Source organism: Micromonospora fluostatini, assembly GCF_050410825.1.
Taxonomy (GTDB): Bacteria; Actinomycetota; Actinomycetes; order Mycobacteriales; family Micromonosporaceae; genus Micromonospora; species Micromonospora rosaria.
This window is the reverse complement of the sequence record NZ_CP191251.1, coordinates 3,738,128-3,752,456: the sequence shown is the minus strand read 5'-3', so window position 1 is coordinate 3,752,456 and position 14,329 is coordinate 3,738,128. Positions and strand designations below refer to the sequence as shown.

12 protein-coding genes are annotated in these 14,329 nt (G+C 73.9%); 9 read left to right on the top strand and 3 right to left on the bottom strand.

Annotated features, from left to right (window positions below):
• The first annotated feature begins 161 nt into the window (after nucleotides 1-161).
• The 6 genes from ACQUFX_RS16350 to ACQUFX_RS16325 all read left to right on the top strand — a co-directional run bounded on the left by ACQUFX_RS16350 (nucleotide 162) and on the right by ACQUFX_RS16325 (nucleotide 5,457).
• Nucleotides 162-398 (top strand): HTH domain-containing protein, encoded by a 237-nt coding sequence (locus tag ACQUFX_RS16350; protein ID WP_067369630.1) that lies wholly within the window; start codon nucleotides 162-164, stop codon nucleotides 396-398.
• Nucleotides 398-979, top strand: coding sequence for a Clp protease N-terminal domain-containing protein (locus ACQUFX_RS16345; RefSeq protein ID WP_428961254.1), 582 nt, complete (start codon nucleotides 398-400; stop codon nucleotides 977-979). The genes ACQUFX_RS16350 and ACQUFX_RS16345 overlap by 1 nt, the downstream gene beginning before the upstream one ends.
• Nucleotides 980-1,071: 92 nt before the next feature.
• Nucleotides 1,072-2,076: a diacylglycerol/lipid kinase family protein gene (locus ACQUFX_RS16340; protein ID WP_428961253.1), complete on the top strand. Its 1,005-nt coding sequence runs from the start codon at nucleotides 1,072-1,074 to the stop codon at nucleotides 2,074-2,076.
• Nucleotides 2,069-3,070 (top strand): YihY/virulence factor BrkB family protein, encoded by a 1,002-nt coding sequence (locus ACQUFX_RS16335; RefSeq protein ID WP_428961252.1) that lies wholly within the window; start codon nucleotides 2,069-2,071, stop codon nucleotides 3,068-3,070. Before ACQUFX_RS16340 ends, ACQUFX_RS16335 begins: the two co-directional genes overlap by 8 nt.
• A gap of 78 nt (nucleotides 3,071-3,148) precedes the next feature.
• On the top strand, nucleotides 3,149-4,639 hold the full coding sequence (locus ACQUFX_RS16330; protein WP_428961251.1) for a phosphatase PAP2 family protein: 1,491 nt from the start codon (nucleotides 3,149-3,151) through the stop codon (nucleotides 4,637-4,639).
• 23 nt (nucleotides 4,640-4,662) lie between these two features.
• Nucleotides 4,663-5,457: an endonuclease/exonuclease/phosphatase family protein gene (locus ACQUFX_RS16325; RefSeq protein ID WP_428961250.1), complete on the top strand. Its 795-nt coding sequence runs from the start codon at nucleotides 4,663-4,665 to the stop codon at nucleotides 5,455-5,457.
• 554 nt (nucleotides 5,458-6,011) lie between these two features.
• Here ACQUFX_RS16325 and ACQUFX_RS16320 read toward each other — a convergent pair.
• Nucleotides 6,012-6,974, bottom strand: a complete 963-nt coding sequence (locus ACQUFX_RS16320) for a TIGR03557 family F420-dependent LLM class oxidoreductase (protein ID WP_428961249.1) — start codon at nucleotides 6,972-6,974, stop codon at nucleotides 6,012-6,014.
• 437 nt (nucleotides 6,975-7,411) lie between these two features.
• On the opposite strand from ACQUFX_RS16320, the gene ACQUFX_RS16315 reads away from it, so the two are divergent.
• Nucleotides 7,412-8,809 (top strand): cellulase family glycosylhydrolase, encoded by a 1,398-nt coding sequence (locus tag ACQUFX_RS16315; RefSeq protein WP_428961248.1) that lies wholly within the window; start codon nucleotides 7,412-7,414, stop codon nucleotides 8,807-8,809.
• Nucleotides 8,810-8,881: 72 nt separating this feature from the next.
• Here ACQUFX_RS16315 and ACQUFX_RS16310 read toward each other — a convergent pair whose 3' ends face one another.
• The gene (locus ACQUFX_RS16310) at nucleotides 8,882-11,098 is read right to left on the bottom strand and encodes an alpha-galactosidase (protein WP_428961247.1); all 2,217 of its coding nucleotides are present in this window, start codon (nucleotides 11,096-11,098) and stop codon (nucleotides 8,882-8,884) included.
• 70 nt (nucleotides 11,099-11,168) lie between these two features.
• On the opposite strand from ACQUFX_RS16310, the gene ACQUFX_RS16305 reads away from it, so the two are divergent.
• Nucleotides 11,169-13,157 (top strand): beta-galactosidase, encoded by a 1,989-nt coding sequence (locus tag ACQUFX_RS16305; protein ID WP_428961246.1) that lies wholly within the window; start codon nucleotides 11,169-11,171, stop codon nucleotides 13,155-13,157.
• Nucleotides 13,158-13,259: 102 nt separating this feature from the next.
• Here the strand turns inward: ACQUFX_RS16305 and ACQUFX_RS16300 are convergent, their stop codons facing one another.
• Nucleotides 13,260-13,991 carry a TetR/AcrR family transcriptional regulator gene (locus ACQUFX_RS16300; protein ID WP_428961245.1) on the bottom strand — a complete coding sequence of 244 codons (732 nt, stop codon included), beginning with the start codon at nucleotides 13,989-13,991 and terminating at the stop codon, nucleotides 13,260-13,262.
• Between the two features lie 91 nt (nucleotides 13,992-14,082).
• On the opposite strand from ACQUFX_RS16300, the gene ACQUFX_RS16295 reads away from it, so the two are divergent.
• Nucleotides 14,083-14,310 carry a hypothetical protein gene (locus tag ACQUFX_RS16295; protein WP_428961244.1) on the top strand — a complete coding sequence of 76 codons (228 nt, stop codon included), beginning with the start codon at nucleotides 14,083-14,085 and terminating at the stop codon, nucleotides 14,308-14,310.
• Nucleotides 14,311-14,329: the final 19 nt, after the last annotated feature.

Genomic DNA, 14,329 nt, shown 5'->3' with positions numbered 1-14,329 from the left:
TCGCCGACATGTGCCCCCATGTCGGCCGCGTGTCCGTGCCCCGGGACGGCGCCCACCAGGGCTGCCGTCGACAAGAGTCGATCATAGGTGGTCGGCGGCCCGCCGCGCCAGGCTGTCATCCTGGGTTGACAGCCTCCCGCTTGTCAACGTAAGTTGACAGCATGAGTCAGGCGACGGAACTCGCGGCGGCGGCCGGCAGCACCGACCCGAAGGTCGGGCTGCGCGCGGTCCGCGCACTGCGCCGGCTGCTCGAACGGCTCGAGGTGATCCAGGTCGACAACGCCCGTCAGCAGGGCTGGTCCTGGCAGGAGATCGCCGACGCCCTCGAGGTCAGCCGACAGGCGGTCCACAAGAAGCACGCCGGGCGACCGGCGGTCCGACAGTCCTGGGAGGCGTGATGTTCGAACGGTTCACCCACCGGTCCCGCGAGGTCGTCCACCGGGCGCTCGACGAGGCCCGCGCCGACGGCCACCAGCCGGTCGGCACCCAGCACCTGCTGCTGGCCCTGCTCGCCGACGAGAGCAGCCTCGCCGCCCGGGTGCTCGCCGACGCCGGCCTCGACGCCGACGACCTGCGCGGGCGCATCCGCCGGCACACCGAGGCGGGCGGGCCCGACCTCGGCCCGGCCGACGCCGCCGCCCTGCGGGAGATCGGCATCGACCTGACCGCGATCGTCGCCCGGATCGAGGAGTCCTTCGGCCCGGACGCGCTGCGCGCGGCGGCACCAGCACCACGGGGACGCTGGTTCCGCCGGTCCCGGCCCGGCGGGGGCACCTTCGCCCCGAGGTCGAAGAAGGTCCTGGAGCTGTCCCTGCGGGAGGCGATCCGGCTGCGCCACCGGCACATCGGCACCGAGCACATCCTGCTCGGCCTGCTCCGCGAGGGCGACGGCCTAGCCGCGCTGGTGCTCACCGAGGCCGGGGCCGACCTCGGCGACCTGCGCCGCCGGGTGGAGACCGCGCTGCGCGCCGCCGCCTGATCCCGCCCCCCGTCCCCAAACCTCCCTGTGGGCATCCGCACCCCGGGTTCCGTCGGCTCGCCGAACCGACCGGGGTCCTGCACACTGACGCCGTGACTGGTGGACAGGACGGCCGGCCCGAGGTCCCCGGCGACGGGCCGCGCTCGGCCGTGGTGGTCAACCCGGCGAAGGTGGCCGACCTCGACGAGTTCCGCCGGACCGTCGACGACACCCTGACCACCGCCGGCTGGCCGGCCCCGCGATGGTTCGAGACCACCCCCGACGACCCCGGTCGGGGACAGACCGAGCAGGCGGTCCGGGCCGGGGCCGAGGTGGTCTTCGCCTGCGGCGGCGACGGTACGGTGATGTCCTGCGTGAGCGGCCTGGTCGGCACCGAGGTGGCGCTGGCCGTGCTGCCCCAGGGCACCGGCAACCTGCTCGCCGCCAACCTCGGCCTCTCCGTCGACCTGCCCGCCGCGCTGGAGGTGGCCGTCGAACGGGGTCGCCGCCGGCTCGACGTCGGCGCGGTCGGCGACCAGCACTTCACCGTGATGGCCGGGATGGGCTTCGACGCCCAGATGCTCGCCGACACCTCCGAGACGACCAAGGCCCGCATCGGCTGGCCCGCGTACGTGATGGGCGCCGCCCGCAACCTGCGGGACCGGCCGATGCGGGTGACCATCCGGATCGACGACCGCCCCCCGCTGCGCCGCCGGGCCCGCTCGGTGCTGGTCGCCAACGTGGGCCGGCTCCAGGGCGGGGTACGGCTGCTGCCCGAGGCGGAGCCCGACGACGGGTACCTGGACGTGGCCGTGCTGACCCCGCGCACCCTGCGGCACTGGCTGGCGCTCGGCTGGGCCGTCGTCCGACGCCGGGACCGGGTGCCCCGGATGGAGGTGCACCGGGGCCGGCGCATCGAGATCACCAGTACCCGGGCGCAGCCCCGGGAACTCGACGGGGATCTGATCGACCCCGGCCGTACGCTGCGCGCCGAGGTCTGCCCCCGGGCGCTCTGGCTCTGCGTACCGCAGCCGCAGGAGTCGCCCGACCTGAGCGTGGACGCCGAGGGAGCGAGTGAGCGGGGGGAGGAGCTGATCGAGGAGGCCCACCGTGAGTAGCACCCGGCTGGTGCCGGAGACCCGGCTGATGGCCGACGCCGAACTCTCCGCCGACGACGCCTGGCACGCGCTGCGCCGGTACGGCGGCTGGGCGCTGCTGCGGGACGCCTTCGTCCGGTTCCGGTACGGCGACGGGTTCAGCCACGCCCGCGCCTTCGCCCTCCAGCTCTGCCTGGCGGTGGTCCCGTTCCTCATCGCGCTGACCGGGCTGATCAGCGAGCTCGGGGTGGAGGAGGGCGGCGAGGTCGTCGCCGACACGGTGCTGGCGCTGACCCCCGGCGCGAGCGAGACGATGGTGAAGGAGCTGCTCGGGGAGGGTGAGCGCGCCGAACGGGTCGGCGAGCTGGCCCTCGGCCTCGGCCTGGTCACCGGGCTGGTGGCGCTGACCAGCACGATGGCCCAGATCGAACGGGGCGCCAACCGCATCTACGGGGTGGAACGGGACCGGCCCGCGCTGTGGAAGTACGTCCGGGCGGCGGTGCTCGCCGTCACCGCCGGTCTGCCGGCCCTCTTCGGGTTCCTGATCCTGGTCGCCGGCGGGCCGATGGGCGACTCGGTGCAGCGGAACTACCACTGGGGAGTGGGGGCGGACGCCGGCTGGGACGTGGTGCGCTGGCCGCTCAGCCTCGGCCTGACCGTGCTCGCGGTCGCGGTGCTGTTCCGGTACGCGCCCCGGCGCCGCCAGCCCGGCCTGTCCTGGCTCTTCTTCGGCGCCGGGATCGCCACCGTGCTCTGGTGGCTGACCAGCCTCCTGCTCGCCGCGTACGTGGCGTTCAGCAGCGGCTTCGGCCAGACGTACGGGGCGCTGACCGGGATGATGGCGCTGCTGCTCTGGGCCAACCTCACCGGCATGGCGCTCTTCGGCGGGCTGGCCTTCGCCGCCCAGCTCGAAGCGCTGCGGATCGGGGTCGAGGACCCGGCCCGGCCCGACCTCTGGGCGCCGGAGACCGACCGCGCGCCTCTCGACGACACGGGCGAGATGACCGCTCTGTGACCCGTTCGGGGTCGGGTGGGGTGTACCGGATCGGGCCAGAGGGTACATGCGGCACGCCAGAGCGAGAGGGAGGCTGCCGTGACCGGGGTCAGAGAGCTGCTGCGCAGACCGTTGGGCCACTTCACCGAGCGCAGCCTCGCCGGGCTGGCGCTGATCCTCGGCGCGGGGGTCGGGTTCGGGCTGCTGCTGGTGCTCGTCCGGGTGGAGTGGACCCCGCTGTACGACGTCGACCACGGCGTCGCCGCCCGGCTCAACGAGCTGATCGCGCCGATCGGCCCGCTGGTCACCGTGCTCACCGCGATCACCGACCTGGGTGGCCGGCCGGTGATCGTCTGGCTGGTCAGCGTCGCCGTGGTGGGACTGCTGATCCGCAGGCAGGGCCGGCTGGCGATGTACGTGATCGTCACCGGGCTCGGCGCGCTGGTCCTCGACCCGTCGTTGAAGGCGCTGGTCGACCGGCTCCGCCCCGAGGTGGACGTGCCGATCGGCACGTACGCCGGGCAGAGCTTCCCCAGCGGCCACGCGCTCGGCTCGATGGTCGCGTACGGCGCGATCCTGCTGGTCTTCCTGCCCGCCATGGCCCCGCGCTGGCGCAAGCCGGCGATCGCCCTGACCGGGCTGGTGGTCTTCCTCATCGGGTTCACCCGGGTCGCCCTCGGCGTGCACTTCCTCTCCGACGTGCTCGGCGCCTGGCTGCTCGGCGCGGCCTGGCTCGGGGTGACCGCGTACGCCTTCCGGCTGTGGCGTCTGGAGCGCGGCCGGCCGCCGGTGTCGTTCACCGAGGGGCTGGAGCCGGAGGCGGCGCGCGACGTGACGCCGGCCCCGGACGAGGAGAAGCTGCTGCCGCACGCCCGCGCCGGCGTCGCCGAGCTGCTCGTCGGCTGGGTGCTGGTCTTCGGCCTGCTCTACGGCTTCGGCATGTACGTCAGCTACCACGCCGGGGGCACCTTCTTCGAGCGCCTCGACACGGCCGTGCCGAACTGGTTCGACGCGCAGCGCACCCCGACCGGCGACGACGTCAGCTACTGGTGGAGCAAGGTCGGCGACACCCACGCCATCCTGCTGATCTCGCTGGTCTTCTGCCCACTGGTGCTGGCGGTCTGGCGGCGCTGGCGGCCGGTGCTCTTCGTCGCGCTGACCATGTTCGGCGAGCTGAGCCTCTTCCTCGCCTCGGCCGCCGCGGTGGACCGCCCCCGCCCGCCGATCGAGAACCTGGACGGCCCGATGCCGACCTCGTCCTTCCCGTCCGGCCACATCGCCGCCACCATGTGCCTCTGGCTGGCGATCGCCGTGGTCGTCTTCCCGCGCACCGACCGCTGGTGGCGGTGGGTCTTCGTGGCCCTCGCCGTGGTCATGCCGGTCGGCGTGGCGGTCTCCCGGATGTACCGGGGCATGCACCACCCGACCGACTTCATGGGCGCCATCCTGCTCACCGCCTGCTGGGTGGGCCTGCTCTACTGGGTGGTCCGGCCCAACGCCGACGTGCACGAGGGCAACGAACCGGCCATCGAGTCCGAGGACGTGGACACCCTCGACGACGAGCTGGCCAAGGCCGGCCGCCCGGCCTGACCAGGACCCCGGGAGCCGGCGCCGTGCTGCGGGTGATGACCTGGAACATCCGGACCGGTGGCCGGGACCCCGGCGGAGCCGACCGGCTGGACCTCGTGCTCCGGGTCGTCGCCGCGCAGCGCCCCGACCTGCTGGCCCTCCAGGAGCTGCGCGGCTTCGACCGGGCCGGCCTGGCGCAGCGGGTCGGCACGGCGGTCGGAATGCGTCCGTACCTGGTCCGCAGTTGGTTCGGCCAACCGGTCGCGGTGCTGGTCCGCCCGCCGCTGCGGGTCCGCGCCGCCGCCCGGGTACGCCGCCCCTTCCACCACGCCGCCCAGCGGGTCACCGTGGAGACCGACGCCGGCCCGCTCACCGTGCTCGCCGCGCACCTGGACCCGTACTCGGGCACCCGCCGGCTGGTCGAGGCGGGCTGGCTGGCCGCCGCCGTACGCCGGGCATCGGGGGATTTGGTGCTGCTGGCCGGGGACCTGAACACCCTCGACCCCGGCACCGACCACACCGACCGGCTGGCCCGGCTGCCCGACCCGTACCGTCGTCGGCACCTGCGCCGGGACGGGCGGACGGTGGAGACCCGCGCGGTGGCCCGGCTCGCCGCCGCCGGCCTGGTCGACCTGCACGCGGCGCTCACGCCCGGCGACCCGGGGCTGACCGCGCCCACCCGGCACGGCGGCGGCGTCGAGTTCTCCGGGATGCGCCTGGACTACCTCTTCGCCACCCCGGCCCTGGCCCGGCTGGCCCGCTCCTGCACCGTGCTCCGCGACGCCGACACCGACCGGGCCTCCGACCACTACCCCCTCACCGCCACCCTGCTGATGTAAGGAAGGGCCCCCTCTTAACGTTTCCGGTAGAGGAGGGGCCCCTTGTTAACAGCCCTCGCGCCCGGCTCTTACCTCGCACCCGGCACCCGACGGAGCAGGCGAGCCGGGCGCGGATGTGCGGAGCGGGACCCTGCGGAGCGCGCCGGTTGCCGGGTGACCCCAGGCTCGCGCCCCGCCCGGCCGCGCTGCTCGCCACCGCCCCGCCCCCGCCCCCACCCCTCCCGTGTGTCGATCATGAGGTTCGCGGCATCGGATGTCGCTCCGGCTGCCGCAAACTCCATGATCAACGGGGTGAGGGGTGGGGGCGGGGGTGAGGGGTGGGGGAGGGGGGAGGGAGGGGAGGCAGGGGGCGGGGGTTAGAGGAGGGTGTTGAGGAGGATGGTCAGGAGGACGGAGGCGAGGATCGAGAAGAGGATCATCAGGAGGCAGCCGAGGCCGCCGCCGAGTGGCCGGATCTCCGTGTTGCCGATGCGCATGCGCTCCACCTGTCCGTCGATCGTCAGCAGAAAGGGTACGGGCGAGCCCGGGGCGGCGACCCGGATCGCCGGGCGGGGTCAGAGTGCCTTGAGCCGGGGTACCAGTTCCTCGCGGGCCCAGTCCAGGAACATCGGCTGGCTGTCCCCGCCCACCTGGACGACCGCCACGTGGGTGAAGCCGGCGTCGACGAACTTCTTGAACGCCGCGACGTGCCGGTCGACGTCCGGGCCGCAGGGGATGCCCTCGGCCACGTCCTCCTCGCGGACGTACCCGGTGGCGGCGGCGAAGGCGTCCGGGTCGGGCAGGTCCGCGTTGACCTTCCAGCCCAGGCCGAACCAGCGGAACTGGTCGTGCACGGTCGCGCGGCACTCCGCCTCGTCCGGGCCGTAGCAGATCGCCACCTGGCCGAACCGGGGCTGCCCGGCACCGCCCGCGTCGTCGTACAACTGGATGATGCGTGGGTCCGGCTCGGTGGCGACGAGGCCGTTGCCGTACTCGGCGGCGAGGGCGGCCGACGACGGCCCGGAGGCCGCGACGGCGATCGGCACCGGACGGTCCGGCCGGTCCCAGACGTACGCGTCGGGGACGTCGAAGTGGTTGCCGGAGAAGGTGAGCGTCTCCCCGTTGAGCAGCGGCCGGATGATCTGCAACGCCTCCTCGAACATCTCGTGCCGCTGCTGCACGTGCGGCCAGCCGCCGACGACGTGCTCGTTGAGGTTCTCCCCGGCACCGAGTCCGAGGGTGAACCGGCCGTCCGAGAGCACGCCGATCGTGCTGGCCTTCTGCGCGACCACCGCCGGGTGGTAGCGGCGGATCGGGCAGGTGACGAAGGACATCAGCTCGGCCCGGGAGGTGGCGTGGGCGACCGCGCCCAGCACCGACCAGGCGTACGGGGAGTGGCCCTGCGTGTCGAGCCACGGGTAGTAGTGGTCGGAGACGACGAGCTGGTCGAAGCCGGCCGCCTCCGCCCGGACCGCGTAGTCGACCAGGTGCTTCGGGCCGGCCTGTTCGGACATCAGGGTGTACCCGACGGTCACCATGGCGGGGGTCTCCTCTCACCGACGCTCACCGGCTCTCACCGACTGTCACCGGCGACGGGACTTCCACCGGCGCCGCAACAGCCTCGGATACCCCGGTGCGCGACGATCAACCCACCCGGGCGGTACCCGCTGGGCCGGGCACCCCGCTTGACGTGACGGCCATCGATGGATAAGGTCCGGGCTTAACCGGTTCAGCCGGGTTGGCGTACATCCTGTGGTGGGGATGGCGCACCTGTGGCGGCTCATCTCACCGTGAGCCGTCACAGGGCTCGCCGCGCGCAGGCCGGGGAAACTGAACCGGTTGCCTGGGCAGCGGCGGCACCCTACGCTGATGCCGCGTCGCCGGAGCCGGGCGGCGGCTGTCGGGCTCAGCCGCCAACCCCTGTCACGACCGCACCCCCACCTGGGCACCGGGGGACCCGTCCCTGAGGAATGCCATGAAAAAACGACTGTCCGCCGCCGGGGCCGCCCTGCTCGCGCTGCTCGTGGCCGTCCTGGCCTTCGGCCAGCCGGCCCGCGCCGCGACCGGCTTCACCGTCGCCGACGGCAAGCTGTACGACGCCAACGGCAACGAGTTCATCATGCGTGGCGTCAACCACGCCCACACCTGGTACCAGCAGCAGACCAGCTCGTTCGCCAACATCAAGGCCCTCGGCGCGAACAGCGTCCGGGTGGTGCTCGCCAGCGGCCAGCGCTGGACGAAGAACGACACCGCCGACGTGGCCAACGTGATCTCCCTGTGCAAGGCCAACCGGCTGATCTGCGTCCTGGAGGTGCACGACACCACCGGGTACGGCGAGCAGGCCGGCGCGGCCACCCTGGCACAGGCCGTCGACTACTGGATCAGCGTCCAGAGCGCCCTCGCCGGCCAGGAGAAGTACGTCATCCTCAACATCGGCAACGAGCCGCACGGCAACCAGGGCTACAGCGCCTGGACCACCGACACCACCAACGCGATCAAGCGGCTGCGTACCGCCGGCTTCGCGCACACCATCATGGTGGACGCCCCGAACTGGGGGCAGGACTGGTCGTTCACCATGCGCGACAACGCGGCCTCGGTCTTCGCCGCCGACCCGCAGAAGAACACCGTCTTCTCCGTCCACATGTACGGCGTCTTCGACACCGCCGCCGAGATCAGCGACTACCTGGGCCGGTTCCGGGCCGCGAAGCTGCCGATCGTGGTCGGGGAGTTCGGTCACAACCACTCCGACGGCAACCCCGACGAGGACGCCATCCTCTCCTACACCCAGGCCAACGGCATCGGCTGGCTGGGCTGGTCCTGGAGCGGCAACGGCGGTGGGGTGGAGTACCTCGACCTGGCCATCAACTTCAACCCGGCCAACCTGAGCAGCTGGGGCCAGCGCCTGTTCAACGGGGCCAACGGCATCAAGCAGACCGCCCGGCAGGCGTCGGTGTACGACAGCATCCCGCCGACCACCCCGCCGACGACTCCGCCCACCACGCCGCCCACCACCCCGCCGACGACCCCGCCCACCACGCCGCCGACGACTCCGCCGACCACGCCGCCGGCGGGTGCCGGCTGCACCGCCACCTACGCGGTGACCGGCCAGTGGCAGGGCGGCTTCCAGGGCGACGTCAAGGTGACCGCCGGCAACGCGGCGATCAACGGCTGGACGGTCCGCTGGACGTACGGCAACGGCCAGACCGTCACCCAGTCCTGGAACGCCACCGTCACCAGCAGCGGGTCGACCGTCAGCGCCGCCAACGTGGCGTACAACGGCCGGCTCGGCGCCGGGGCCAGCACCTCCTTCGGCTTCATCGGCACCTGGAACGGCACCAACTCCACCCCGACGCTCACCTGCACCGCGAGCTGACCGGTACCCCTCCAACCGGTGGCCGGGTCCGCACGGACCCGGCCACCGGCGCGTCCGGCGGGGCGGGACGGCTCAGTCGACGGCGGTGACCTCCAGCAGCAGGGTCTGCTCGGGGTGCAGCGCCGGTGCCTGGAGACCGACCGTGGCCAGGGCGGCCCCGGTCACCGTCACGCCGCCGCCGGCCAGCCAGGCCGGTGGGGCGAGCTGGAGCACCGCCGGTTCCGGTACGCCGGCCGCCGGCCGCACGGCGTACCGCCGCCGGGGGGCCAGCCCCGGCAGCCGGACCGGCCCGGGTACCTGGGCGACCGAGGTGGTGAGCCGGACGATCGCGTACACGGCGGCGGAGCCGTCCACCGCGACCACGCCGTGCGCCCAGAGCGCCGGGTCGGGATGGTCCACCCGGACCACCCGGCCGGTGTGCAGCAGCGGCCGGAGCCGCTTGTGCAGCGCCACCCAGGCGGCCAGCCCGGCCCGCTCGGCGGGGTCGAGCGCGCTGATGTCCCACTCGATCCCGTGATGGCCGAAGAGCGCCGTCGCCGCCCGGAAACCCAGGTCGTGCCGGCGGTACGTGGTGTGTGCGCGCTCCGGCCCGACGTGCGTGCCGATCAGCTCCGGCGGCAGCAGCAGGCCGGTCCAGCGCTGGATCGCCAGCCGCTCCAGGGCGTCGTTGCAGTCACTGGCCCAGACCCGGTCGGTGCGCCGCAGGATCTCCAGGTCGATCCGGGCGCCGCCGGAGGAACAGCTCTCGATCTCCACGCCGGGGTGGCGGCGGCGCAGCTCGTCGAGGAGCCGGTACACCGCGAGGGTCTGCGCGCGCACGGCCGGGCGGCCCCGGTGCCCGGCCTCGGTGAGGTCCCGGTTGTGGTCCCACTTGAGGTACCCGATGCCGGGGTACCCGGTCAGCAGCGCGTCGAGCCGCCCCAGCACGTGCTCGTACGCGGCCGGCTCGACCAGGTCGAGCACCTGCTGGTGCCGCCACGGCGGGGGCAGCCGCCCCGGCACCTGGAGGGTCCACTCCGGACGGGCCCGGTGCAGCTCCGAGTCGGGGCTGACCATCTCCGGCTCCACCCAGAGCCCGAACCGCATGCCCAACCCGGTGACGTGGTCGATCAGCGGGTGCAGCCCGTCCGGCCAGACGGCGTCGTCGACGGACCAGTCGCCGAGCCCGGCCCGGTCGTGCCGGCGGCCGGTGAACCAGCCGTCGTCCAGCACGAACCGTTCCACCCCCACCTGCGCGGCGGCGTCCGCCAGGGCGGTCAACCGGGCCAGGTCGTGGTCGAAGTAGACCGCCTCCCAGACGTTCAGGGTGACCGGTCGGGGGCCGCGCGGGTGGTGCGGGCGGGCCCGCAGGTGGGTGTGCAGGACCGCGCTGAGCCCGTCCAGCCCGGCGGCGGAGAACGCCGCGTAGAGCAAAGGAGTGGCGTACTCCTCCCCGGGGGCGAGCACCACCTCGCCGGGGGCCAGCAGTTCGCCGCCGCCGAGGGTCGACTCGCCGGTGGGCCGCCGTTCGGCGACGGTCACGTGGTCGCCGCTCCACGCGGTGTGCACCGCCCACACCTCGCCGTGCCCGAACCCGAACCCGGCCGTCCCGGCGACCAGCAGCAGGGTCGCGTCGTGCCCGGTCCGCCCGTGCCGGCCCTCCCGTACCCAGGCGCCCATCGGCCAGGGATGCCGCTGCGGCGACCGTTCCCGGCACCACCGGCCGGTCAGGTCGAGCAGGTCGGTGGCGACCGCCGGCACCGGCAGCACCGGGGTCAGCTCCCGCAGCTCGTACCGGCCCGGACCGTCGTTGCGCAGCCGGTGGCGCACGGTCAGCACCCCGGCCGGGTCCAGCGCCATCTCGACCGTGAGGGTCAGCCCGGCAGCCGGGTCGACGGCCCGCACCGTCACCCGGGCCGCGGTGCCGCCGGAACCGACACCTGCCCCCTGCTCGGCCGCTGTGGCCTGCTCGGCCTCCGTGGCCTGCGCCGCGTCGGCGTCGGGCGCCGGATCGGTCACCGTCAGCTCGGCGAGGCGGAACGCGGTGGACCAGGCGGCACCGTCGCGGTGCCCGGCCAGGCCGGGCCGGCCGCTCCATCCGGCGCTCGCCTCGGGCAGCAGGGCGAGCACGGTGGGCGCGTCGAAGCTGCCCGGCGCCACCGGCGGTCGGGTCGCGGCGACCAGGGCGGCGAGGTCGTCGGGGGTGGCCGGGCCGAGGTCCGCGCCCCAGTGGACGACCCGGGGCAGGCCGCCGCCCCGGGCGTCGAGCACCACCTGCGTACCGGCGCGGCGGAGATGAACGATCGTCATCGGCCCACTGTCCGGTACGTGGGCCAGCCGCGTTTGACGGAGGTCGACGGTGGTGCAAGGCTCAGCGCACATGGGAGTCTGGCAGGGCGACGAGCTCCAGTACGGCGCGGACTACAACCCGGAGCAGTGGCCCGAGCAGACCTGGGCCGAGGACGTCGAGCTGATGCGCCGGGCCGGGGTCAACCTGGTCTCCGTCGGCATCTTCTCCTGGGCGCTGCTCGAACCCACCCCCGGCCGGTACGAGTTCGGGTGGCTGGACCGGGTCCTGGCGCTGCTGCACGGTGGCGGCATCGGCGTCGACCTGGCCACCGCCACCGCCAGCCCACCGCCCTGGCTGGCGCGTCGACACCCGGAGACGCTGCCCCGCACCGCCGACGGCACGGTGCTGTGGCCGGGCGGCCGGCAGGCGTACTGCCCCAGCTCGCCGGTCTTCCGGGAGCGGTCGCTGGCGCTGGTGGAGGCGCTCGCCAGCCGGTACACCGACCACCCGGCGGTGGTGATGTGGCACATCTCCAACGAGGTCGGCTGCCACAACACGCACTGCCACTGTGAGGTCAGCGCCGAGGCGTTCCGCCGCTGGCTGCGGGCGCGCTACGGCGACCTGGACCAGCTCAACGAGGCCTGGGGCACCGCCTTCTGGAGCCAGCGGTACCACGACTGGGCGGAGGTCAACCCGCCGCGCGCCGCGCCGACCTTCGCCAACCCCACCCACCAGCTCGACTTCCTGCGCTTCTCCTCCGACGAGCACCGGGCCCAGGTCCGCGCCGAGCGGGAGGTCCTGCACCGGCTGACCCGGCAGCCGGTGACCACGAACTTCATGATCGGCACCGGCAGCAAGTACCTGGACTACCACTCCTGGGCCGCCGACGTCGACCTGGTCGCCAACGACCACTACCTCGACGGCGCCGACCCGGACGCGCACCTGGGGCTGGCGCTGGCCGCCGACCAGACCCGGGGGGTGGCCGACGGCGGGCCGTGGCTGCTGATGGAGCACTCCACCAGCGCGGTCAACTGGCAGCCGCGCAACCTGGCGAAGACTCCCGGGCAGTTGCGCCGCAACAGCCTGGCGCACGTGGCCCGGGGCGCCGACGGGGTGCTCTTCTTCCAGTGGCGGGCCTCCCGCGCCGGGGCGGAGAAGTTCCACTCCGGGATGGTGCCGCACGCGGGTACCGACACCAAGGTCTTCCGGGAGGTCTGCCGGCTCGGCGCGGACCTGCGCGCCCTGGCCGAGGTCCGGGGCAGCCGGGTCGACGCCGAGGTGGCGGTGCTCTTCGACTACGAGGCCTGGTGGGGCGCCGAGCTGGACTCCCACCCCACCGTGGACCTGGACTACACCGAGCGGCTGCGGGCCTGGTACGACGCGCTGTGGCGGTGCGGGGTGACCGCCGACGTGGTGCACCCGTCGGCGGACCTGTCCGGGTACCGGCTGGTCCTGGTGCCCACCCTGTACCTGGTCCGCGACGCCGACGCGGCGGCGCTGCGCCGGTACGTCGAGCGGGGCGGGACGGCGCTGGTGACCTTCTTCAGCGGGATCGTCGACGAGCACGACCACATCCGCCTCGGCGGGTACCCGGGCGCGTTCCGGGACCTGCTCGGGGTGCGGACCGAGGAGTTCTTCCCGCTGCGCGAGGGGGAACGGGTCAACCTGGACGACGGCTGCACCGCCGACGTCTGGACCGAACTGCTGCACCCGCTGGCCGCCGAGGTGGTGGCCGGGTACGCGGACGGCCCGTTGCCCGGGGTGCCGGCGGTGACCCGCAACCCGGTCGGCGACGGTGCGGCCTGGTACGTCGGCACCCGGCTGGACCGGGCCGGCACCGCCCGGCTGGTGAGCCGGCTGCTCGCCGAGACCGGGGTCCGGCCGCCCGCCGAGGCGCCCGCCGGGGTGGAGGTGGTCCGGCGGCGGCGTGACGGCCGCAGTTGGCTCTTCGTCGTCAACCACACCGACGAGCCGGCACCGGTCGCCGTCACCGGCACCGACCTGCTCAGCGGTGCCTTCTGCGCGGAGACGCTGGTGGTCCCGGCCGGCGAGGTCGTTGTGGTCCGGGAGCAGACCTGAGCGCGCCGGGTTCCCGCGACTCGTCGCGCCGTGCGGTTCCTGCCGTGCGCCCGGTGTGACGGTGTCGCGGCCCGGTTCGGTGGTCGGTGCCGGGTCGGCGGGTCAGCCGCGTCCGGGCTGCGGGGTGCCCGTCAGGATGGCGTCGAGGCCGTGGTCGAAGAGGTCGTCGTCGCTCCAGCGGTCGGCGTCGAGATGGCCCGAGGCGGTGAGGGTCGGGTAGGCGGTGGGGTCGGCCGTGATGTGCCGGCGGGCCGCCGCCTGCGCCTGCGGGGGCGTGGTCCGCCGCCAGGTGGCCTCGGTGAGCGCGGCGCCGATCACGTAGTTGGCCAGCAGGCGGGTGGTCACGGCCAGCGGGAGGCCGGTGTACCCGCCCCGGACCAGCGCCGACTGGAGGCGCTCGGTGCGGGCCAGGACGTTGGGGCCGAGCATCGGCCGGCCGATGAGGCCGGGGGCCCAGGGGTGCCGGAGCATGGCCGCGCGCCAGTCGCGGATCAGCGTCCGGACGGCGGTCCGCCAGTCGTCGGTGACCTCCGGCAGCGGTACGTCGCCGAAGATCCGGTCCACGGCCAGGTCGAGGACGTCCTCCTTGGTGCGGACGTGCCAGTAGAGCGCGGTGGGGGTGACGTCGAGGAGCTGGGCGAGGCGGCGCATGGTCAGGCCGTCGATGCCGTGCTCGTCGAGCAGGGCCACGGCCGCGTCGACGATGCGCTCCCGGCTCAGCGGGGCGGGGCGGGGCCGCGTGGACCCGCCCCGTAACCACACCGAGCCGGGGTCGCCGCCGCGGCGGCCGGTCGACGCGGGTTCCGGCGGCTGGTCGAACTCCGTTTCCGTCACGCCCGGATTCTAGTACCCTGTGCAGTGGATTTAACGATGTTAAGTGAACTGAACGCGGGTAACTCGACGCGATGGTGAGGGAGGCGTCGCCATGCCCCTGCTGCGGATCGCGGTGGACAGCGACCGGGCCACCGCCCGCCGGGTGCTGGAACTGCACCTGGCCGGAAAGGTCCACCGACCGTCCCGGGACACCGCCCGGGACGAGGTCTGGCGACGCGGGCGGACCCCGGCCGCCGAGCCGGTCTTCGTCGGCGTCACCAACGGCGCTCCGGTCCGGCTGCTCTACGACGTCCGGGTCCACTCCGACACGGTCCCCTGAGCGGGTGACGTTCGCGCGA

Coding starts and splice junctions, on each gene's coding strand:
- ACQUFX_RS16350 (WP_067369630.1), top strand. CDS start 162: ATGAGTCAGGCGACGGAACTCGCGGCGGCGGCCGGCAGCACCGACCCG.
- ACQUFX_RS16345 (WP_428961254.1), top strand. CDS start 398: ATGTTCGAACGGTTCACCCACCGGTCCCGCGAGGTCGTCCACCGGGCG.
- ACQUFX_RS16320 (WP_428961249.1), bottom strand. CDS start 6,974: ATGGTGACCGTCGGGTACACCCTGATGTCCGAACAGGCCGGCCCGAAG.
- ACQUFX_RS16315 (WP_428961248.1), top strand. CDS start 7,412: ATGAAAAAACGACTGTCCGCCGCCGGGGCCGCCCTGCTCGCGCTGCTC.
- ACQUFX_RS16310 (WP_428961247.1), bottom strand. CDS start 11,098: ATGACGATCGTTCATCTCCGCCGCGCCGGTACGCAGGTGGTGCTCGAC.
- ACQUFX_RS16305 (WP_428961246.1), top strand. CDS start 11,169: ATGGGAGTCTGGCAGGGCGACGAGCTCCAGTACGGCGCGGACTACAAC.
- ACQUFX_RS16295 (WP_428961244.1), top strand. CDS start 14,083: ATGCCCCTGCTGCGGATCGCGGTGGACAGCGACCGGGCCACCGCCCGC.